The organism is Salmonella sp. GDC200615 (genome assembly GCF_050574145.1).
Classification (GTDB): Bacteria; Pseudomonadota; Gammaproteobacteria; order Enterobacterales; family Enterobacteriaceae; genus Salmonella; species Salmonella enterica.
In genome coordinates, this window is sequence record NZ_CP192247.1 from 3,867,818 (window position 1) to 3,888,464 (window position 20,647).

A 20,647-nucleotide genomic window follows, 5' to 3' on the forward strand; every position below is an offset into this window, starting at 1 on the left:
TGTCGCTTCGCTTATCAGGCCTACGGATAGCGCTATTTCGCAATGCTCGCCTCCCCCCGCCGTGAATGTTACCCTACGCGCAGGTTTGTAAGGGAGAACACCGTGGCTGCTCATCTGCTTATCGTCGACGCGCTCAATTTGATTCGCCGTATTCACGCCGTTCAGGGGTCGCCCTGTGTGGAAACCTGCCAACACGCGCTCGATCAATTGATTATCCACAGCCAGCCAACCCATGCCGTAGCGGTATTTGATGACGACGCGCGCAGCAGCGGCTGGCGTCATCAGCGTTTACCGGACTACAAAGCAGGACGTCCGCCGATGCCTGACGATTTACATAATGAAATGCCCGCCCTACGCGCCGCATTTGAACAGCGCGGCATACGCTGTTGGGCATCAGACGGTAACGAAGCGGACGATCAGGCGGCGACGCTGGCGCTAAAAGTTACCGAAGCCGGACACCAGGCAACCATTGTGTCAACCGATAAAGGCTATTGCCAGTTGTTCTCTCCGGGATTGCGCATTCGCGACTACTTCCAGAAACGCTGGCTGGACGCGCCGTTTATTGAAAAAGAGTTTGGCGTACTTCCCCGGCAGTTGCCGGATTACTGGGGTCTGGCAGGAATCAGCAGTTCGAAAGTCCCCGGCGTTGCCGGTATCGGCCCCAAAAGCGCGACCCAGCTGTTGATTCAGTTTCAAAATCTGGAGGGAATTTACGCCCATCTGGACGAGGTGCCGGAAAAGTGGCGCAAAAAGCTTGAGACGCATAAAGAAATGGCATTTCTTTGCCGCGATATTGCACGTCTGCAAACCGATTTACATATCGACGGAAACTTACAGCAGCTACGGCTGGCGCGGTAGTTTTGTTGCCGGATGGCGGCGTGAACGCCTTATCCTGCCTACAGGACTGCACGAAATGTAGAGCGGATAAGCGCAGCGCCATCCGGCAAAATTACCAGGCGATATGATACAGTTCGACAATGTCCGCCAGACTCGCTTCACGCGGATTGCCGCCCGTACAGACATCATCGAACGCCGCCTGCGCCAGCGCCGGGATATCCTCTTTTCGAACGCCGACATCACGCAAATGCAGCGGAATTCCCACATCGCGATTTAGCGTAAATACGGCTTCCACTGCGGCATTACGTGCCTCTTCAAGACTCAATCCTTCTACCTTCACCCCCATCGCCCGGGCGATATCACGGAATTTCTCGTTGGTAGACCCGGCATTAAAACGCATCACATGCGGAAGCAAAATAGCATTCGCGACGCCATGCGGCGTGTTGTAAAACGCGCCCAGCGGATGCGCCATCCCATGCACCAGCCCCAGCCCCACATTGGAAAACCCCATCCCGGCAACATATTGCCCCAGCGCCATCGCCTCACCGGCCTCTTTTTCTCCGGCCACGGCGCCGCGCAGCGCGCCAGCAATAATCTCAATGGCTTTGATATGTAATGCATCCGTCAGCGCCCATGCGGCCCGGGTAATATAGCCTTCAATAGCATGGGTTAGCGCATCCACGCCCGTTGCCGCTTTCAGCGCGGGCGGCATACCGTCCATCATATCGGCATCGATAAATGCCGCCTGCGGAATATCATGCGGATCGACACAAACGAATTTGCGCCGTTTCTCTTCATCGGTAATCACATAATTGATAGTGACTTCCGCCGCGGTTCCCGCCGTTGTCGGGATCGCCATAATCGGCACGCTGGGTTTACGGGTCGGCGATAGCCCTTCCAGACTGCGCACATCGGCAAATTCCGGATTGTTACTGATAATACCGATCGCTTTGCAGGTATCCTGCGGAGAACCGCCGCCAATGGCGATGAGATAGTCCGCGCCGCTTTGGGTAAAGACCTTAAGCCCTTCCTGGACAACGGAAATCGTAGGATTAGGGATCACGCCAGCATAGATCTCCCACGCCAGCCCTGCGGCATCCATTCTGCTTGTCACTTTATCGACCACACCGCATTGCACCAGCGTTTTATCGGTAACAATCAGCGCTTTATGATAACCGCGGCGCGTCACCTCATCGGTTAATGCGTCCACCGCTCCCCGGCCAAACCATGCCGTTTCATTCAGAATCATTCTGTTCGCCATCGCCTGTCTCCTGACATCACTCTTCAATACGTAATCCGTAAGTTTTAAATTTCTCCAGTACGATAGCGATCGCCTCGTCATCCAGTACCGGTACCGGATCGACAATGGCCAGCGTACTTAAATAGAGCTGCGCCAGCACTTCCACTTCATGCGCCAGCCACAACGCTTTGTCTAAATTTTCTTCACAAGCGATAAGCCCGTGATGCTGTAACAGCGTCGCTTTACGATTTTTAAGCGCCACGGCAACATGGTCAGAAAGTTCGCGGGTGCCAAAAGTGGCGTAGGGCGCGCAGGGAATAGAGTTTCCTCCTGCGGCGGCAATCATGTAGTGAATCGCCGGAATCGGGCGATTCAGGATCGAGACTGCCGTACAATGGACAGCGTGGTTATGTACCACGGCATTGGCGTCAGGGCGCGTCTGGTATGCCGCCATATGAAAACGCCACTCGCTGGAAGGCAGCTTGCCCTGCTCATGCTGACCGTCAGCATCAATAAAGACAATGTGCGACTCTGTCAGCTTCTTGTAGGGGATCCCCGTCGGCGTAATCAGCAATCCGCCCTGATAACGTACGCTCACGTTACCTGCCGTCCCCTGATTTAACCCTAACCGCGTCATTTCCAGACAGGTATCAATAATCTGCCGCGCCAGTCTATTTCGTTCCATTATTTACCTCTCTCTGTGATTCAAAATGAGACAACAAAACCGCCTTTCGCATCGCGCTGCTGTCCTGTTGAAATAATCGAATAGTTAGCAACTATCATCATACTGAATAAAGAGAAGGGAATTTAAATAACGATATTTTGTGATTCACATCAATTAATTCACCACGATAAACCAGACGACTACCGTTTCTCTCGCCGATAAATGCCCGCTCTTAATAATATTTTTTAAAACGGGCAAAGATGAAGAATAAGTTACTACTGCCCGTTTTCGTGGCAATAATTTAATTCGGGCATTCAGTCTGTGGTTTTTTAAATTAAACATCTCAAACGGTCATTTTTTTATGAAAATTAAAGTGATGATAATCACAGAACGCTCTGCTCTCAGGTATAAATGTGACCGCCATCATATTAAAAGGCCTTTTTTATTTAAAAATGACTCCATGAGTTCATTCCGGACGCCAATTTATTACCGGTAAGAAAAGCGAACTCACCTAATTTTACGGTCTGGTGACCAGAACCGACCGCACGCAAAAGCTTCTGAACCGATGAGGATGCTATGGGAAACACAACAATACAAACACAGAGTTTTCGTGCTGTGGATGCAGAGCAAAGTAAAAGCAAGCGCTACATTATTCCATTCGCCTTACTTTGCTCGCTATTTTTTCTGTGGGCCGTCGCCAATAATCTGAATGACATTTTATTACCGCAGTTTCAACAAGCTTTTACGCTAACTAACTTCCAGGCCGGACTTATTCAGTCAGCCTTTTATTTCGGTTATTTCGTCATTCCAATTCCCGCTGGGATTTTGATGAAAAAGCTCAGTTATAAAGCAGGGATTATCACCGGGCTTTTTTTGTATGCTGTTGGCGCCGCATTATTCTGGCCTGCCGCCGAGATAATGAATTACACATTATTTTTAATTGGCCTGTTTATCATCGCCGCCGGTTTAGGCTGCCTTGAAACTGCGGCCAATCCTTTTGTTACGGTATTAGGTCCAGAAAGCGGCGGACATTTCCGGCTTAATCTGGCGCAAACTTTTAACTCCTTTGGCGCTATTATCGCCGTTGTGTTTGGGCAAAGCCTTATTTTGTCTAACGTGCCGCATCAATCACAAGAAGCGCTTGATAAAATGACGCCGGATCAGCTTAGCGCCTATAAACACAGCCTGGTGTTATCGGTACAAACGCCATACATGATTATCGTCGCCATCGTATTAGTAGTTGCGCTGCTGATTATGCTGACCAAATTTCCGGCCCTGCAAAGTGACGATCATAGCGATGCTAAACAAAGCTCTTTCTTATCTTCTCTCTCCCGACTCATCCGTATTCGCCACTGGCGCTGGGCGGTGCTGGCGCAGTTCTGCTACGTGGGGGCGCAAACCGCCTGCTGGAGCTATCTGATCCGCTACGCCATTGAGGAGATTCCTGGAATGACGCCCGGTTTCGCCGCCAACTACCTGACCGGCACGATGGTGTGCTTCTTTATCGGCCGTTTCACCGGGACCTGGCTTATCAGCCGCTTCGCGCCGCATAAAGTGCTGGCCGCCTACGCCCTGTTTGCCATGCTCCTGTGTCTGATTTCCGCCTTTAGCGGCGGACATATCGGCCTGCTGGCGCTGACGTTGTGTAGCGCATTTATGTCAATCCAGTACCCGACCATCTTCTCGTTGGGTATCAAAAATCTGGGACAGGACACTAAGTACGGCTCGTCTTTTATCGTCATGACCATTATTGGCGGCGGTATTGTCACGCCAGTAATGGGCTTCGTTAGCGACGCCGCAGGCAAAATTCCGACCGCCGAACTGGTTCCGGCATTGTGCTTTGCCGTCATCTTCATTTTTGCCCGTTTCCGTTCACAAGCGGCGACAAACTGAACATTTATCCGAATAACGTGAGGAATCTGTCATGAAAAAAATCAGCTTACCGAAAATCGGTATCCGCCCGGTGATTGATGGACGTCGTATGGGCGTACGCGAGTCGCTCGAAGAGCAAACCATGAACATGGCGAAAGCGACGGCGGCGCTCATCACCGAGAAAATGCGCCACGCCTGTGGGGCACAAGTGGAGTGCGTCATTGCGGATACCTGTATTGCCGGAATGGCGGAATCCGCCGCCTGTGAAGAAAAATTCAGTAGCCAGAACGTGGGCGTGACCATTACCGTTACGCCGTGCTGGTGCTATGGCAGCGAAACCATTGATATGGACCCGATGCGTCCAAAAGCCATCTGGGGCTTTAACGGCACAGAGCGTCCTGGGGCGGTTTACCTTGCCGCGGCGCTGGCGGCGCACAGCCAGAAAGGCATTCCAGCGTTCTCCATTTATGGCCATGACGTGCAGGATGCCGACGATACCTCCATTCCTGCCGACGTCGAAGAAAAACTGCTGCGTTTTGCGCGGGCAGGGTTAGCGGTAGCCAGCATGAAAGGCAAAAGCTACCTCTCCGTCGGCGGCGTGTCGATGGGGATCGCGGGTTCCATTGTCGATCATAACTTCTTTGAATCCTGGCTGGGCATGAAGGTGCAAGCGGTAGATATGACCGAACTGCGCCGCCGTATCGATCAAAAAATTTATGATGAGGCCGAACTGGAGATGGCGCTGGCGTGGGCGGATAAAAACTTCCGCTACGGCGAAGATCAGAACGCCTCGCAGTATAAGCGCAATGAAGCCCAGAACCGCGCGGTGTTAAAAGAGAGCCTGCTGATGGCGATGTGTATTCGCGATATGATGCAGGGCAACAAGACGCTGGCGGACAAAGGGTTAGTTGAAGAATCGCTGGGCTACAACGCCATTGCCGCCGGCTTCCAGGGCCAGCGCCACTGGACCGATCAATACCCGAACGGCGATACCGCCGAAGCGCTGCTCAATAGTTCTTTTGACTGGAACGGCGTACGCGAACCGTTTGTCGTCGCCACCGAAAATGACAGTCTGAACGGCGTAGCGATGCTGTTCGGTCATCAACTCACTGGTACCGCGCAGATATTCGCCGACGTGCGAACCTACTGGTCGCCGGAAGCCGTAGAACGCGTCACCGGCCAGGCGCTCAGCGGCCTGGCGGAACACGGCATTATTCACCTGATTAATTCCGGTTCTGCCGCTCTGGACGGTGCCTGTAAACAGCGCGACAGCGAAGGCAAGCCGACCATGAAACCGCACTGGGAAATCAGCCAACAAGAGGCGGATGCGTGTCTGGCGGCCACCGAATGGTGCCCGGCGATTCACGAATACTTCCGCGGCGGCGGCTACTCATCCCGTTTTCTGACCGAAGGCGGCGTGCCATTCACCATGACCCGCGTGAATATCATCAAAGGCCTGGGACCAGTACTGCAAATCGCCGAGGGCTGGAGCGTCGAACTGCCGAAAGCGATGCACGATCAGCTTGATGCCCGCACCAACTCTACCTGGCCTAACACCTGGTTTGCGCCGCGTCTTACCGGCAAAGGCCCGTTTACCGATGTCTATTCGGTGATGGCGAACTGGGGAGCTAACCACGGCGTACTCACCATCGGCCATGTAGGGGCAGACTTTATTACTCTCGCCGCGATGCTGCGTATCCCGGTATGTATGCACAACGTGGAGGAGGCGAAGATCTACCGTCCTTCCGCCTGGGCGGCTCACGGTATGGATATCGAAGGCCAGGATTATCGCGCCTGCCAAAATTATGGCCCGCTGTATAAACGTTAATGCGGCTTAGCCCGGTGGCGCAGGCTTACCGGGCCTACGGGCGCGTGAACCGTAGGCCGGATAAGCGTAGCGCCATCGGGCGGCGTTTATGGAGTTATCTATGAAACAAGACGTTATCCTGGTTCTCGACTGCGGTGCGACTAACGTTCGGGCGATCGCCGTTGATCGCCAGGGGAAAATTGTCGCCCGCGCCTCAACCGCTAACGCCAGCGACATTGCCGCAGAAAATAGCGCCTGGCATCAGTGGTCGCTGGACGCCATCCTGCAACGTTTCGCCGACTGCTGCAGGTCACTCTCCAGCGCCCTGTCGGAGTGTGTTGTTCGCGGTATTACGGTGACTACGTTCGGCGTCGATGGCGCGCTGGTCGATGCGCAGGGTAAGCTGCTCTACCCGGTCATCAGTTGGAAATGCCCGCGAACCGCCGCCGTGATGGAAACGATTGAGCGCTTTATCTCGCCCCGGCAATTGCAGACGCTCTCCGGCGTCGGCGCGTTCAGCTTTAACACGCTGTATAAACTGGTCTGGCTTAAAGAGAATCATCCGCGCCTGCTGGAACAAGCTCACTGCTGGCTGTTTATCTCGTCGCTGATTAACCACCGTCTGACCGGCGAGTTTACAACCGATATCACTATGGCAGGCACCAGCCAGCTACTGGATATCCATCAGCGCGACTTTAGTCCGGAAATCCTGCAGGCGACGGGCCTGGCGCGCCGCCTGTTCCCGCGTATCGTGGAAGCAGGCGCCCAGATAGGCACGCTACAGACAGACGCGGCCAGGCTACTCGGTCTCCCGGCGGGTGTGCCGGTGATCTCTGCCGGACACGATACTCAGTTCGCGTTATTCGGCGCTGGCGCGCAGCAAGGTGAACCGGTGCTATCCTCCGGAGCATGGGAGATTCTGATGGTACGCAGCGGTCAGGTGGATACCTCGCTGCTCAGTCAGTATCCGGGCTCGACCTGTGAACTGGACAGTCAGTCGGGGCTTTATAACCCCGGAATGCAGTGGCTGGCCTCCGGTGTACTCGAATGGGTACGAAAACTGCTGTGGACGCCGGAAACACCATGGCAAACGCTGATCGACGAAGCGCGCGCTATTTCCGCTGGCGCGGAAGGCGTACGGATGCAGTGCGATCTGCTCGCCTGCCAAAATGCAGGCTGGCAGGGCGTGACGCTCAATACCACCCGCGGCCATTTCTATCGCGCCGCGCTGGAAGGCCTGACGGCGCAACTGCAGCGTAATCTGCGCACGCTGGAGAAAATCGGTCATTTTAACGCCACAGAACTGTTACTGGTTGGCGGCGGCAGTCGCAACGCTTTGTGGAATCAAATTAAAGCGAATCAGCTTGATATCCCTATCAAAGTGCTGGACGACGCGGAAACAACCGTGGCCGGCGCTGCCATGTTTGGCTGGTACGGCGTAGGCGAATTTAGTAGCCCGGAACAGGCGCGCGCGCAGGTCAATTATCAGTATCGCTATTTCTGGCCGCAAACCGAACCTGAAATTATTGAGGGAGTATGAAATGCTAAAAACCATTTCACCGTTAATTTCCCCGACACTGCTCAAAGTGCTGGCCGAGATGGGCCACGGGGACGAAATCATTTTTTCCGACGCTCACTTTCCCGCGCATAGCCTGGGCCCACAGGTGATTCGCGCCGATGGTCTTAGCGTCAGCGATCTACTGCGGGCAATTATTCCGCTCTTTGAGCTGGATAGCTACGCCCCGCCGCTGGTAATGATGGCCGCCGTGGAAGGCGACACGCTCGACCCCAGCGTTGAAGCGCGCTATCGCGATGCTTTGTCATTAGAAGCGCCGTGCCCGGATATCGTTCGTATCGACCGTTATGCGTTTTATGAGCGGGCGCAAAAAGCGTTTGCGATCGTTATCACAGGTGAGTGCGCGAAGTACGGAAATATTCTTTTAAAAAAAGGGGTAACGCCGTAATCTCTTGCCGGTGCGCCCGCATGACGCGGGCGTTCATCGAATGATGGGGTGAGAAAAATGAAAGCGGCACGCCAACAAGCGATAGTCGATCTGCTGATCAATCATAAAAGTCTGACCACCGAAGCGCTGGCCACCCGGCTTAACGTCAGTAAAGAGACCATCCGCCGCGATCTCAGTGAACTACAGACGCAGGGAAAAGTGCTGCGTAATCACGGACGAGCTAAATATATTCATCGTGAAAATCAGGACAGCGGCGATCCATTCCATATCCGCCTGAAAAGCCATTATGCGCACAAAGCCGATATTGCCCGTGAAGCGTTAGCGTGGATAGAAGAAGGAATGACGATTGCGCTGGATGCCAGTTCAACCTGCTGGTATCTGGCCCGCCAGTTGCCGGATATTCCCATTCAGGTTTTTACCAATAGCCATCCTATCTGTCAGGAGCTGGGAAAACGCGAACGCATTACGCTGATAAGTTCCGGCGGCCAGCTTGAACGTAAATATGGCTGTTATGTTAATCCGTCGCTTATCTCACAGCTAAAATCGCTTGATATCGATCTGTTCATCTTTTCCTGTGAGGGGATCGACGGCGGCGGCGATCTGTGGGACTCCAATGCGATCAACGCCGATTTTAAATCTATCCTGCTCAGGCGTGCCTCGCAGGCTTTATTATTGATTGATAAAAGTAAATTTAATCGTTCAGGAGAGGCGCGCATCGGCCATCTGGATGACGTGACGCATATTGTTTCAGATGCGCCGCAGTCATAGGCCGGATAAGCGTGCGTCATCCGGCGCTGATGACGCGCCGGATGACGGCAGCGCGTTTTTATCGCTCGTCGCGACGCCCGCCAACAGCCGCCCACAACCGACGCACGTGTACCGTCACTTCTTCGCGATCGTGATAAAGCTGACGCGCCTGGATCTGCGCATTAACGCCATGCTCATCCAACTGCGCCTGAAGATACGCCAGGTTATGCGATACCTCTTCATAGCGTTTTTTCATCGGCAGTTTAAGGTTAAAAATCGTCTCCCGGCACCAGCCGTTCACCAGCCACTGCGCCATTAACGCGGTGACTTTGGCCGGCTTCTCCACCATATCGCAGACCATCCATGAAATATTATTCCGGTTCGGACGGTACCTGAAGCCATCCTCACGCAACCAGGTCACCTGTCCGGTGTCCATCAGGCTTTGCGCCATCGGGCCGTTATCTACGGAGTAAACCCACATATTGCGCTTCACTAACTGGTACGTCCATCCGCCGGGACAGGCGCCCAAATCCACCGCATACATGCCGTTCGCCAGACGTTCATCCCACTCATCTTCCGGGATGAAAACGTGGAGCGCCTCTTCCAGTTTCAGCGTTGAGCGGCTCGGCGCATCAGACGGAAACTTCAAACGCGGGATGCCCATATAAAACGGTGAATTGTTATGCGCGAACGAATAACCGGTATAGCAGCATCCTGGCGCGATAAAAAAGACATGAACGACCGGACGCTTCGGCGTTTCATAATTCGTCAATACGCCCGCATCACGCAAAGCCGCGCGCAGCGGCACCGTAAATTTGCGGCAGAACTTCATCAGTTCTTTACTTTCATTGGTGTCGGCGACTTCAACTCGCAGCTCGCCGCCCTTTTCCACTACGCCCTGCAACATGCCGACAATCGGCGTAATTCTGTCTTCCGGCGGTAAATGTTGCAGCAGTTCACCCACCACAAACCACTGGCGGGCGAAAATCAGCGAACTGAACGGCAGCTCTGAAATCAGCTTTTCGCCATCTTCCGGCTGGTAGCATTCATAAATGACATAGCCTGCGTTCTCTTTTACGCGTGCAAAACCAAATATTTCCGTTTTCCCGCTTTATCGGTAATTTCTGCAGCGCACTCTTTTTCAAACCCCGGACGGCAGAGCAATACAACTTTATTCATGGCTCGCGCCCTTACGTTTCATACGAATGGCGCCAATCAGCAATAGCGCCCAGCCCACCAGGAAACTGACGCCGCCGACAGGCGTGATATACGCCCACAGGCGCAGATGCGAAAGCGCAAGGCAGTACAGACTGCCGCTAAACAGCACCGTGCCCAGCGCCAGAAAAACGCTGCTCCAATAAAACCAGATGCTGATACGGCGCTGCATCGCCACCGCCAGGCCAAAGATCGCCAGCGTATGGAACGCCTGATATTGCAGGCCGGTCTGAATCCAGCCCATTTCAACCACGCCCAGGGTTTTACTCAAAACATGCGCCCCGAACGCGCCCAGAGCAACGTAAATAAAACCGCTGATAGCGGCGACAATCAGCATAAAACGGCTGGTCATGGTCATACCCTAAGTTAATTATTGTTCGTAACGAAAACGGAATTTTTCTTGCTCCGTCGCCGCCTTCGCCAAAATCCACTGACGGAAGGCGGCTATTTTACCCAGTTCTGCCTGGCTGTCATGACAAACCAGATAAAAAGCATTCTTACTCACCAGAACATCGTTAAATGGACACACCAGTCGCCCGGCTTCAATTTCCGACTGCGCCATAACATTATTCGCCAGCGCGATCCCCTGTCCGTGAATAGCGGCCTGTAGCACCATCGCGCTGTGGCTAAATATCGGCCCTTGCTGAACGTTAATATGGTTGAGCCCTAACTGACGAGTATAGGCCTGCCAGTCACGCCGGGAGGCATCGTGCAATAACGTGTGTTTCGCCAGATCTTCCGGCGTTTTTAACGGTTTTTCGCCTGTGAGTAATAAAGGAGAACAGACGGGCAGTAAATATTCTGCGTATAATTTTTCGACGCGCAAGCCCGGCCAGTTTCCCCGGCCATAAAAAATCGCGACATCGACATCGTCTGCCAGTTTATCTTCCTGACGGTCAACGGCTTGTATCCGAACGTCAATTCCCGGATAAGCTGAGTTAAAGCTGGAGAGCCTGGGCACCAGCCATTGGATGGCAAAACTGGGCGGTAAACTCACCGTCAGCGCCCCTTTGGCACTGCGCGCCTGGAGCTTACGCGTTGCTTCCGTGAGCTGGGAAAATATCTCTTTAATGTCGAGAAAATAGCTTTGGCCTTCTTCCGTCAGCAGCAGCGAACGATTGCGGCGGCGGAACAGTTTTAGCCCCAAAAAATCCTCAAGTGACTTAATTTGGTGGCTTACTGCGGCCTGCGTCACAAAAAGTTCTTCCGCTGCTCGCGTAAAGCTCAAATGGCGCGCGGCAGCATCAAAAACGCGTAACGCATTTAAAGGAGGTAATCGTTTTGACATGGCCTCTGGACTTAATGTCGAATGAATTTAACAAATAGGTAACAATATGTAACCTATTAGTTTTTTTAATCTGAGACATTATAAATTGTCCGTTGAGGTTCTACCAGCAAATACCTATAGTGGCGGCACTTCCTGAGCCGGAACGAAAAGTTTTATCGGAATGCGTGTTCTGATGGGCTTTTGGCTTACGGTTGTGATGTTGTGTTGTTGTGTTTGCAATTGGTCTGCGATTCAGACCACGGTAGCGAGACTACCCTTTTTCACTTCCTGTACATTTACCCTGTCTGTCCATAGTGATTAATGTAGCACCGCCATATTGCGGTGCTTTTTTTTGTATAACAAACGGTTAGTTTTCCAGAGCCACCATCTCTTTCACGTCAGTACGATTGATCTGCTGTTTGTTGCCATTAGCGTCTTTATACGAAATCATACCGGTATCGTTATCGGTCTGGGGTTTACCGTCGGTCACAATGCTACGTCCACCATTGGTGTGCATAACGTAATTAGGACCGGAACAGGCGCTCAGGGCAAAAGTCAGCATACATGCAGAGATAATTGCGGCAGTCTTTTTCATCTTCTTCTCCTTAAAGCTGTTTGTGCTATTTAAAGCGGACTCCGTAACAGGCTTAAACATTCGCCTAACATTATTCAGCATAACCTCCTTTACATAATTCGCCAGGATATACAGACGATTCCGATGGTTAGGACAAACCTTGTATCAGCCGCGCTTTTACGCCACGATCGGTAAACTGAACCGAGGAATATCATGAACGCTTTTAATCCCACGCAGTTTCGCGCGCAGTTTCCCGCGCTAGCCGATGCGGGTGTTTATCTCGATAGCGCCGCCACGGCATTAAAGCCACAGGCAGTCATTGACGCCACGCACCAGTTTTATTGTTTGAGCGCCGGTAACGTTCATCGTAGCCAGTTTGCGCAGGCGCAGCGCCTGACGGCGCAATATGAAGCGGCCAGAGCAAAAGCAGCGCGGCTGTTAAACGCGCCCGATGAAAAAAGTATCGTCTGGACACGCGGCACCACCGAAGCGATCAACATGGTGGCGCAGTGTTACGCCCGTCCTCGTCTGCGCCCCGGCGATGAAATTATCGTTAGCGTCGCCGAGCATCACGCCAACCTTGTGCCCTGGCTGATGGTGGCGCAACAAACCGGCGCGCAGGTCATAAAACTGCCGCTTAATGACCGACGTCTTCCTGATGTTGAGCGTCTGCCGGAACTGATCACGTCGCGCAGCCGGATTCTGGCGCTGGGGCAAATGTCGAACGTAACGGGCGGCTGCCCGGATCTCGCAAGCGCTATCAGCACCGCTCACGCAGCGGGAATGGTCGTGATGGTAGATGGCGCGCAAGGCGCGGTACACTTCCCGGCGGATGTCCAGCAGCTTGATATCGATTTTTATGCTTTTTCCGCTCACAAACTGTATGGCCCGACCGGTATCGGCGTGCTGTACGGTAAGCCGGAGCTTCTTGAGGCGATGTCGCCCTGGCTCGGCGGCGGCAAGATGATCCGTGACGTTAGCTTTGAAGGCTTCACCACTCAAAGCGCTCCCTGGAAGCTGGAAGCGGGGACGCCGAACGTCGCCGGGGTCATCGGCCTGAGCGCTGCGCTGGAATGGCTGTCCGATATCGATATTGAACAGGCCGAAAACTGGAGCCGGGGGTTGGCGACGCTGGCGGAAGACGCACTGGCGAAACGTCCGGGCTTTCGTTCGTTCCGCTGCCAGGACTCCAGCCTGCTGGCCTTTGATTTTGTCGGCGTGCACCACGGCGATATGGTGACGCTGCTGGCGGAATACGGTATTGCGCTCCGGGCCGGGCAACATTGCGCCCAGCCATTGCTGGCGGAACTTGGCGTCACAGGGACTCTGCGCGCCTCTTTTGCGCCGTATAATACCCAACATGATGTGGATGCGTTGGTTAACGCCGTTGACCGCGCGCTGGAACTGCTGGTGGATTAATGACAAACCCTCTTTATACCGGACACCCGTTCGGCACAACGGTAACGGAAGAGACGTTACGCGCTATCTTTCTCCCGCTGACCCAGTGGGAGGATAAATATCGTCAGTTGATTCTGTTAGGAAAACAGCTCCCCGCTCTGCCGGATGAATGCAAAGCGCAGGCGAAAGAGATAGCCGGCTGCGAGAACCGCGTCTGGCTGGGCTTTACCCAGTCAGATAACGGAACGATGCACTTTTTCGGCGACAGTGAGGGGCGGATTGTCCGCGGCCTGCTGGCGGTATTGCTCACCGCAGTGGAAGGAAAAAACGCCGCCGAATTACAGGCTCGTTCACCGCTGGCGCTGTTTGATGAGCTGGGTTTACGCGCCCAGCTTAGCGCCTCACGCAGTCAGGGGCTGAACGCGCTGAGCGAAGCGATTGTTGCCGCAACGCATAAGGGTTGAAATAGCGTAAATATTCTGTCGCCTGACAGCGCCGTCCTCGGCGGTCAGGCGATGCAGATAAAATAATCCAGTCACTTTATTAGTTTCGGCGTCAGATTTCCCTGATAAACATTCTTTTGATTTTTATCAGCTATCACAATGAAATTACAATGTTAGAATCCATGTTAAAACGGCGTGAAGATTTTAGAGTAAATAAAGCCACTCGATGTAGCGTAGCAGGAGAACTGGAAAATTCATACGCATCGGGTGAAGTTATAACAGGATATGGATAAGTGGAAAAATATCTGCGTAACGGTACCATGTTTGTGGTGCTGGCATTTATATTATGGGGGTTAACACCTTTATACTATCAATATTTATCAGGGGGGAACCTCGCACAAATATTGATATACCGGGTATTCTGGTCAATACCATTATTACTGGCAGTAAGGTTCTTATTTCGGCAGCGAACGCGATTTCATGATGTCTGGAAAGATAAAAAATCCTTTTTCTTCTGCATGATCGCCGGACTTTTGATGATTGTATCATGGTCATCTTTTATTTATGCGCTAACCCATCATCTGGTGCTTGATGCCAGCCTCGGCTATTTTATCAACCCGCTATTTGTTATTGCGCTGGGATGCATTTTTCTTAAAGAAAAACTGTCGTTGTTTCAGGCCATCGCCGTTTTTTCCGGTGTCTGCGGCCTGACTTTTCAAATTATCATGCTACGGCATTTCCCGGCGCTGGCGCTAACCATGGGATTATCATTTGCGCTATATGGCCTGGCGCGAAAGTTTATACATTATGATGTGATGACATCGATAACGATTGAAACATTATGGGCATTGCCTGTCTCACTATTAATTTTTCTCTTTAGCGATACTGGACCAATTATATCCGCTAATACTCCTTTCTTTTTGTATGTCATGACGGCGCCAGTGACGATCATTCCACTGGTATTATTTGCCATCGCGTTAAATCACACCTCGTTGATTGTCACCGGACTGGCGCAATATATAGAGCCGTCTTTACAGTTCTTACTTGCCATTATGATATTTGGCGAGCACATTAATTACGCGGAACTGCTCTGCTTTTGTGCAGTATGGTTCGGGTTGTTTCTATGCATATCTGAAAATTTATATTCCCATTATCTCCGCGCCCGTCTGAAACCGGTGTTCGGCAGGGTACAGCGCTTCTTTCGCTAACGAAGGGCGCAGGGCCGGATACGCGTCTGCGTGACACTCCGCCCCGTCCTTTTATTCTTGTCGCGCCGCTTTAGCCATGATCTTCTTCAGCGCATGGGAAGCGGCGACAAAACCGAACGTTGCCGTCACCATCGTCGCCGCGCCGAAGCCAGAGGCGCAATCCATCCGTTTTGGCCCTTCTGCGGTAGCTTTCATCGCGCATACGGAACCGTCCGCCTGTGGGTAAACCAGCGCTTCGGTGGAAAAAACACAGTCCACGCCCAGTTTACCTTTACTGTTCTTCACTACGCCAAAATTATGTTTCAATCTCTCACGCAGTTTTGCCGCCAGCGGATCCTGGATAGTTTTCGCCAAATCAGCGACCTGGATTTGCGTCGGATCGATCTGCCCGCCCGCGCCGCCTGTGGTCACTAAAGGAACCTTATATCGGCGACAGTACGCAATCAGCGCGGCTTTTGGACGAACGCTGTCAATGGCGTCAATGACATAGGTAAAACCCGCGTTCATATAACCCGCCACATTATCCGGCGTGATGAAATCATCGATAACCGTTACCCGGCACTCCGGGTTAATTTGCCGAATCCGTTCGGCCATCACTTCCGCTTTCGCCAACCCGACGTTATCACGCAACGCATGGATCTGACGGTTCGTATTGGTCACGCAGACATCGTCCATATCAATCAGCGTAATCGCGCCGATGCCCGTACGCGCCAGCGCCTCTGCCGCCCATGATCCCACCCCGCCGATTCCCACGACGCAGATATGCGCCTCAGCAAACCGCTGCAGCGCTTTTTCACCGTACAGACGCGCGGTGCCGCCAAAGCGTTGGCGCCAGGCATCACTTATCACCACTGACATATGACCTCAGAATAAAAAAAGGTGAGGTTATTCCTCACCCCTGCTCACTATTTTCAGGCCCGATAGCGATCGCGTTATCGGGCAATCCGGTTGTCGCAGAATACCACAATCAGCCGCTAAACACGTTACCGGCGCCCGGCGCGCTTTTTAACACCCAGACGCGACCATAGTGATTATACCATCCGGCACGATGCCCGGCATCCGGGCCAATTCCCTGGTAAATATCAAAGTGCTGGCCTTTAATCGCTCCGCCGACATCCAGTGCGACCATCAAACGTAGCTCATACTGACCGCTAAATTTACCGTTGTTATCCAGCAATGGTACTTCCGCCAACAAGGTCGTGCCAGGCGGAATGATGCTGCGGTCGGAGGCGACGGATGCTCGCCCAATCAGCGGTACAGCGCTGACGCCTTTGACCGGCGCAAAAGATTGCGGCTTAAAGAAGACGAACGACGGGTTCTGCTCCAGTAATTCACGCACTTCCGCTTCGCTGTGCTTCTCTCCCCATTCGCGTATAGCCTGCATCGACATATCTTCTTTTTTCACTTCACCGCGATCGATAAGCACTTTACCAATACTGCGATAAGGCCAGCCGTTTTTACCGGCATAACTAAAGAAGTTCAGCGGACTACCGTCACCGAAATCAATATAACCGCTGCCCTGGACATCCATAATAAAGTTATCCATCAGCGAATTACTCCAGGCCAGGATGTACTTATCGCTCAGCGCGCCTGCGTAGATCTGAGCGCGGGACGGTAAGCGTCCGCGTTTTGGCGGCATACTATAGATAGGATACTGGAACGCGCCCTGGCGCGTATGGCGAGCCTGAACGACGGGCGTATAGTAGCCCGTGAACTGGACGTTACCGTAGTTGTCGGTGCCTTCCATCTGCCAGGCATCGATACCAAACTGACGCATAGTGCGCGTATCGCCTCCGGAACGTAACCAGTTCTGGACAGCGTTATAGACGTTGCTTTGATTGGTGTATAAACGCGGCGACGCGGAACGGATCTGGTTGACCTGCTCGGCAAAGTCTCCAGCATTAATCGGCGCGCCCACTGCGTCCGGCTGGTTTACCAGGGAGAAGGGCTGGGTAAATTTCCCGTCCTTATATTGCTGACCGCGATCGGTCGGTTTTGATGAACAGGCAGCCAGCATTGCCAGCATTACGCCTGTCGCCACATATTTTTCCCAACGTCCTTTCATGGTGTCTCGTCTTCTGCGTAATCGAAAGTGCCCGGTGAAGATAACAAACCGTCCGAAGTAATGAAATGCGATCGCGATCTCATTATGTAAATTCGTTTAAAAATCGTGCTATCTGCGGTGTATTTGCGCAATTCATGAGAAATTAGCGATTTATATGAAAAAAGGGTTGCAACAAAAGCTCAGCGGAGTATAGTGCGCATCCACGGACGCGGGGTGGAGCAGCCTGGTAGCTCGTCGGGCTCATAACCCGAAGGTCGTCGGTTCAAATCCGGCCCCCGCAACCAATTACAATGAGAATGCAAGTTTAGACGGACGCGGGGTGGAGCAGCCTGGTAGCTCGTCGGGCTCATAACCCGAAGGTCGTCGGTTCAAATCCGGCCCCCGCAACCAACTTAATGAACACCCTTACGGGTGTTTTTTTGTATCTGTCGTCTGGTCCGCAACGACAGTGCGGGCAGCATCCTACTTACCCGCGCAATAAACTCGCCGTCATCTCAGGTTAACTTCTTCTCGCCAGCGTCGCCCCATCGGCAAAATACGCTTTAATGCCCGCCAGAATCGACTCTGCGACCTGTTGCTGGAACGTCGCGGTCTTGAGCTTGCGTTCTTCTTCAATGTTACTGATAAACGCCGTCTCGACCAGAATAGACGGAATATCGGGCGCCTTTAACACCGCAAACCCCGCCTGCTCGACCTTGTTTTTATGCAGGTCATTAATTTTACCAAGCTGCTTCAACACCGCTTTACCGAATTTCAAACTATCGGCAATGGTCAGCGATTGCACCATATCGAACATCGTATGGTCGACATAACGGTCACCGCTTTTGCTCACGCCGCCAATTAAGTCCGAGGCGTTCTGCGTTTGCGCCAGATATTTCGCCGCGGTACTGGTGGCGCCTTTGGTCGATAGCGCGAATACGGATGAACCGCTAGGCTGCCGGCTGGTGAAGGCATCCGCATGAATAGAGACAAACAGGTCGGCGCGCTGTTTCTGCGCTTTCGCCACCCGGACTTTTAACGGAATGAAGATGTCTTCATTGCGCGTCATATAGACCTTCATGTTGCCTTCTTTTTCGATCAACGCGCGCAGGCGGCGGGCTATCTGGAGCACCACGTCTTTTTCACGCGTTTTGTATTTGCCTATCGCGCCGGGGTCTTCGCCGCCGTGTCCCGGATCAAGCATAATGACAATGGGACGATCGCGCCCCGCTTTACCGGGCTGCGGCCCGCTTTGCGAAGGCGGCACCTGTTTATCCAGATCGCCTTTATTGTAGTCTTCCAGCAGCGCCAGCAGCGGATCCTGCATATCCTGCGCATTGGCAGGATAAAGATCCATCACCAGACGTTCTTTAAAGCCTGCCACAGGCGCCAGCGCAAATAGCTGCGGCTTCACGTTTTGTTTTAGCTCAAAGACCATACGCACAGTCTTAGGATCAAACTGCCCTACCCTTGCGGATTTGATATACGGATCGTCGCTGCGAATCTGCGCGCCAATGCCTTTAAGCACCGAGTTCAGATTCACATCCTCAATATCTACTACCACGCGGTCCGGGTTACTTAAGGCAAATTGTTTATATTTCAGCAGACGATTCGACTCTACCGTGACGCGGGTATAGCTGGACGCAGGCCAGATACGCACCGCAACGACCTGGCTTACGGCAGCCAGCCCGACCTGGCTCACGCTTAATAGCCACATGGCGCCCGCGCCTTGTAGTAAACGGCGACGGCTGATTGCTGAATTGGCTCCCGACATGCTTCTCCCGAGCAAAAACTAAATAGAGATCATACAAAGTTCATCCAAATTGACCGGAAACTTTAGCGAATGACGCATAATCTGTCATCTATAAAAGGGTAAACATTCTTTTTATATTCACGGCATTACTAAGAAAAGCGATCGGACCGCATAAAATTTACGCTTGCACAGAGGGCAAAAACAGAATAAAAATACACTAATTTAGAATAATAATTCACTAGTGGGGCGCGCAATGATAAAGGAACGTAAAACCGAACTGGTAGAAGGGTTTCGCCATTCAGTTCCCTATATCAACACCCATCGCGGAAAAACCTTTGTCATTATGCTCGGCGGCGAAGCCATTGAGCATGACAATTTTTCCAGCATCGTTAGCGATATCGGGCTACTGCATAGCCTCGGTATTCGCCTTGTCGTGGTGTATGGCGCGCGACCGCAAATCGACGCCAATCTGGCCGCGCATCATCATGAACCGATTTACCACAAAAACACGCGGGTGACGGACGCCAAAGCACTGGAGCTGGTGAAACAGGCCGCCGGTTTACTCCAGCTTGATATTACCGCCCGTCTGTCGATGAGTCTGAACAATACGCCGTTGCAGGGCGCGCACATTAATGTCGTCAGCGGCAATTTCACCATTGCGCAGCCGCTGGGCGTTGATGATGGCGTGGACTACTGTCATAGCGGCCGTATCCGGCGCATTGATGAAGATGCGATCAACCGCCAGTTGGATAACGGCGCGATCGTTCTGATGGGGCCGGTCGCCGTCTCAGTGACCGGCGAAAGTTTTAATCTGACCTCAGAAGAGATTGCCACTCAACTCGCCGTTAAACTGAAAGCGGAAAAAATGATCGGTTTCTGTTCTTCTCAGGGCGTTACCAATAGCGAGGGCGGCATCATTTCTGAACTCTTCCCGAATGAAGCACAGGCGCGGGTGGAAGAGTTGGAAGCGCAGGGCGATTACAACTCCGGAACCGTACGTTTTTTGCGCGGCGCGGTAAAAGCCTGTCGTAGCGGCGTTCGTCGTTGCCATCTGATCAGCTATCAGGAAGATGGCTCGCTATTACAGGAATTGTTCTCGCGTGACGGTATCGGTACGCAGATCGTCATGGAGAGCGCCGAGCAGATCCGCCGCGCTACCATCAACGATATTGGCGGTATTCTGGAGCTTATCCGCCCACTGGAACAGCAGGGCATTCTGGTACGCCGTTCCCGTGAACAACTGGAGATGGAGATCGATAAATTTACCATTATTCAGCGCGATAATATGACTATCGCCTGCGCGGCGCTGTATCCTTTTGTGGAAGAGAAAATAGGCGAAATGGCCTGCGTAGCGGTACATCCGGATTACCGCAGCTCATCGCGTGGAGAAGTGCTTCTGGAGCGGGTTGCCGCCCAGGCGCGGCAAATGGGGCTGCGTAAATTGTTTGTGCTGACGACGCGCAGTATTCACTGGTTCCAGGAGCGCGGTTTCACGCCTGTCGATATTGAGTTACTGCCTGAGAGCAAGAAAAAAATGTATAACTATCAGCGACGTTCAAAGGTGCTGATGGCGGATTTAGGGTAACGAGGGAGGCCTGATGGCGCTGCGCTTAT

The 20,647-nt window shown here is 52.8% G+C and carries 18 protein-coding genes, 2 tRNA genes and 1 pseudogene; 12 read left to right on the forward strand and 9 right to left on the reverse strand.

What is annotated here, in order from left to right:
- Positions 1-102 precede the first annotated feature (102 nt).
- Positions 103-858: a flap endonuclease Xni gene (gene xni, locus ACQ29O_RS18740; RefSeq protein WP_001747277.1), complete on the forward strand. Its 756-nt coding sequence runs from the start codon at positions 103-105 to the stop codon at positions 856-858.
- A gap of 91 nt (positions 859-949) precedes the next feature.
- On the opposite strand, the gene fucO is transcribed toward xni, so the two are convergent.
- Together fucO and fucA are read right to left on the reverse strand one after the other, a co-directional pair.
- Positions 950-2,098: a lactaldehyde reductase gene (fucO, locus tag ACQ29O_RS18745; RefSeq protein WP_000013564.1), complete on the reverse strand. Its 1,149-nt coding sequence runs from the start codon at positions 2,096-2,098 to the stop codon at positions 950-952.
- Positions 2,099-2,114: 16 nt separating this feature from the next.
- Entirely contained in the window at positions 2,115-2,762 is a 648-nt protein-coding gene (fucA, locus tag ACQ29O_RS18750) for an L-fuculose-phosphate aldolase (protein WP_000440822.1), read from the reverse strand.
- Positions 2,763-3,317: 555 nt separating this feature from the next.
- On the opposite strand from fucA, the gene fucP reads away from it, so the two are divergent.
- The 5 genes from fucP (at position 3,318) to fucR (ending at position 9,152) form a co-directional block, all read left to right on the forward strand.
- The gene (gene fucP, locus ACQ29O_RS18755; RefSeq protein ID WP_000528622.1) at positions 3,318-4,634 is read left to right on the forward strand and encodes an L-fucose:H+ symporter permease; all 1,317 of its coding nucleotides are present in this window, start codon (positions 3,318-3,320) and stop codon (positions 4,632-4,634) included.
- Between the two features lie 31 nt (positions 4,635-4,665).
- Entirely contained in the window at positions 4,666-6,441 is a 1,776-nt protein-coding gene (fucI, locus tag ACQ29O_RS18760; protein WP_000724133.1) for an L-fucose isomerase, read from the forward strand.
- Positions 6,442-6,541: 100 nt separating this feature from the next.
- Entirely contained in the window at positions 6,542-7,960 is a 1,419-nt protein-coding gene (gene fucK, locus ACQ29O_RS18765; protein WP_000806783.1) for an L-fuculokinase, read from the forward strand.
- A 1-nt stretch (position 7,961) separates the two neighbouring features.
- Positions 7,962-8,384, forward strand: coding sequence for an L-fucose mutarotase (gene fucU / locus ACQ29O_RS18770; RefSeq protein ID WP_000920848.1), 423 nt, complete (start codon positions 7,962-7,964; stop codon positions 8,382-8,384).
- Between the two features lie 57 nt (positions 8,385-8,441).
- Entirely contained in the window at positions 8,442-9,152 is a 711-nt protein-coding gene (fucR, locus tag ACQ29O_RS18775) for an L-fucose operon activator (RefSeq protein WP_000642332.1), read from the forward strand.
- A gap of 58 nt (positions 9,153-9,210) precedes the next feature.
- On the opposite strand, the pseudogene rlmM reads toward fucR, so the two are convergent.
- The 4 genes and pseudogenes from rlmM to ACQ29O_RS18795 form a co-directional block, all read right to left on the reverse strand.
- A pseudogene (gene rlmM, locus ACQ29O_RS18780) lies at positions 9,211-10,310 on the reverse strand (23S rRNA (cytidine(2498)-2'-O)-methyltransferase RlmM).
- The gene (locus ACQ29O_RS18785) at positions 10,303-10,698 is read right to left on the reverse strand and encodes a DUF423 domain-containing protein (RefSeq protein ID WP_000203913.1); all 396 of its coding nucleotides are present in this window, start codon (positions 10,696-10,698) and stop codon (positions 10,303-10,305) included. Before ACQ29O_RS18785 ends, rlmM begins: the two are co-directional and overlap by 8 nt.
- A gap of 18 nt (positions 10,699-10,716) precedes the next feature.
- Positions 10,717-11,634, reverse strand: coding sequence for a glycine cleavage system transcriptional regulator GcvA (gcvA, locus tag ACQ29O_RS18790; RefSeq protein ID WP_000044409.1), 918 nt, complete (start codon positions 11,632-11,634; stop codon positions 10,717-10,719).
- Between the two features lie 346 nt (positions 11,635-11,980).
- On the reverse strand, positions 11,981-12,208 hold the full coding sequence (locus ACQ29O_RS18795; protein ID WP_000750395.1) for a YgdI/YgdR family lipoprotein: 228 nt from the start codon (positions 12,206-12,208) through the stop codon (positions 11,981-11,983).
- Positions 12,209-12,400: 192 nt separating this feature from the next.
- Between ACQ29O_RS18795 and csdA the strand changes: the two genes are divergently transcribed.
- The 3 genes from csdA (at position 12,401) to rarD (ending at position 15,236) form a co-directional block, all read left to right on the forward strand.
- Positions 12,401-13,606, forward strand: coding sequence for a cysteine desulfurase CsdA (csdA, locus tag ACQ29O_RS18800; RefSeq protein WP_000991056.1), 1,206 nt, complete (start codon positions 12,401-12,403; stop codon positions 13,604-13,606).
- Positions 13,606-14,049: a cysteine desulfurase sulfur acceptor subunit CsdE gene (csdE, locus tag ACQ29O_RS18805; protein WP_000184195.1), complete on the forward strand. Its 444-nt coding sequence runs from the start codon at positions 13,606-13,608 to the stop codon at positions 14,047-14,049. The genes csdA and csdE overlap by 1 nt, the downstream gene beginning before the upstream one ends.
- Before the next feature lie 299 nt (positions 14,050-14,348).
- A complete protein-coding gene (gene rarD / locus ACQ29O_RS18810) occupies positions 14,349-15,236 on the forward strand; it encodes an EamA family transporter RarD (RefSeq protein ID WP_001752699.1) in 888 nt (295 codons plus the stop codon).
- A gap of 51 nt (positions 15,237-15,287) precedes the next feature.
- On the opposite strand, the gene tcdA is transcribed toward rarD, so the two are convergent.
- Entirely contained in the window at positions 15,288-16,094 is an 807-nt protein-coding gene (gene tcdA, locus ACQ29O_RS18815; protein ID WP_000117747.1) for a tRNA cyclic N6-threonylcarbamoyladenosine(37) synthase TcdA, read from the reverse strand.
- 109 nt (positions 16,095-16,203) lie between these two features.
- A complete protein-coding gene (mltA, locus tag ACQ29O_RS18820; RefSeq protein WP_000678629.1) occupies positions 16,204-17,301 on the reverse strand; it encodes a murein transglycosylase A in 1,098 nt (365 codons plus the stop codon).
- A 207-nt stretch (positions 17,302-17,508) separates the two neighbouring features.
- Here mltA and ACQ29O_RS18825 point away from each other — a divergent pair.
- Together ACQ29O_RS18825 and ACQ29O_RS18830 are read left to right on the forward strand one after the other, a co-directional pair.
- Positions 17,509-17,585: transfer RNA gene (locus ACQ29O_RS18825), tRNA-Met, on the forward strand.
- A 29-nt stretch (positions 17,586-17,614) separates the two neighbouring features.
- Positions 17,615-17,691: transfer RNA gene (locus ACQ29O_RS18830), tRNA-Met, on the forward strand.
- 109 nt (positions 17,692-17,800) lie between these two features.
- On the opposite strand, the gene amiC is transcribed toward ACQ29O_RS18830, so the two are convergent.
- Positions 17,801-19,054 (reverse strand): N-acetylmuramoyl-L-alanine amidase AmiC, encoded by a 1,254-nt coding sequence (gene amiC, locus ACQ29O_RS18835; protein WP_000011919.1) that lies wholly within the window; start codon positions 19,052-19,054, stop codon positions 17,801-17,803.
- 232 nt (positions 19,055-19,286) lie between these two features.
- On the opposite strand from amiC, the gene argA reads away from it, so the two are divergent.
- Positions 19,287-20,618, forward strand: coding sequence for an amino-acid N-acetyltransferase (argA, locus tag ACQ29O_RS18840; protein ID WP_000588964.1), 1,332 nt, complete (start codon positions 19,287-19,289; stop codon positions 20,616-20,618).
- The last annotated feature ends 29 nt before the right edge of the window (positions 20,619-20,647 follow it).

Coding starts and splice junctions, on each gene's coding strand:
- fucO (WP_000013564.1), bottom strand. CDS start 2,098: ATGGCGAACAGAATGATTCTGAATGAAACGGCATGGTTTGGCCGGGGA.
- fucA (WP_000440822.1), bottom strand. CDS start 2,762: ATGGAACGAAATAGACTGGCGCGGCAGATTATTGATACCTGTCTGGAA.
- fucP (WP_000528622.1), top strand. CDS start 3,318: ATGGGAAACACAACAATACAAACACAGAGTTTTCGTGCTGTGGATGCA.
- fucI (WP_000724133.1), top strand. CDS start 4,666: ATGAAAAAAATCAGCTTACCGAAAATCGGTATCCGCCCGGTGATTGAT.
- fucK (WP_000806783.1), top strand. CDS start 6,542: ATGAAACAAGACGTTATCCTGGTTCTCGACTGCGGTGCGACTAACGTT.
- fucU (WP_000920848.1), top strand. CDS start 7,962: ATGCTAAAAACCATTTCACCGTTAATTTCCCCGACACTGCTCAAAGTG.
- fucR (WP_000642332.1), top strand. CDS start 8,442: ATGAAAGCGGCACGCCAACAAGCGATAGTCGATCTGCTGATCAATCAT.
- ACQ29O_RS18785 (WP_000203913.1), bottom strand. CDS start 10,698: ATGACCAGCCGTTTTATGCTGATTGTCGCCGCTATCAGCGGTTTTATT.
- gcvA (WP_000044409.1), bottom strand. CDS start 11,634: ATGTCAAAACGATTACCTCCTTTAAATGCGTTACGCGTTTTTGATGCT.
- ACQ29O_RS18795 (WP_000750395.1), bottom strand. CDS start 12,208: ATGAAAAAGACTGCCGCAATTATCTCTGCATGTATGCTGACTTTTGCC.
- csdA (WP_000991056.1), top strand. CDS start 12,401: ATGAACGCTTTTAATCCCACGCAGTTTCGCGCGCAGTTTCCCGCGCTA.
- csdE (WP_000184195.1), top strand. CDS start 13,606: ATGACAAACCCTCTTTATACCGGACACCCGTTCGGCACAACGGTAACG.
- rarD (WP_001752699.1), top strand. CDS start 14,349: ATGTTTGTGGTGCTGGCATTTATATTATGGGGGTTAACACCTTTATAC.
- tcdA (WP_000117747.1), bottom strand. CDS start 16,094: ATGTCAGTGGTGATAAGTGATGCCTGGCGCCAACGCTTTGGCGGCACC.
- mltA (WP_000678629.1), bottom strand. CDS start 17,301: ATGAAAGGACGTTGGGAAAAATATGTGGCGACAGGCGTAATGCTGGCA.
- amiC (WP_000011919.1), bottom strand. CDS start 19,054: ATGTCGGGAGCCAATTCAGCAATCAGCCGTCGCCGTTTACTACAAGGC.
- argA (WP_000588964.1), top strand. CDS start 19,287: ATGATAAAGGAACGTAAAACCGAACTGGTAGAAGGGTTTCGCCATTCA.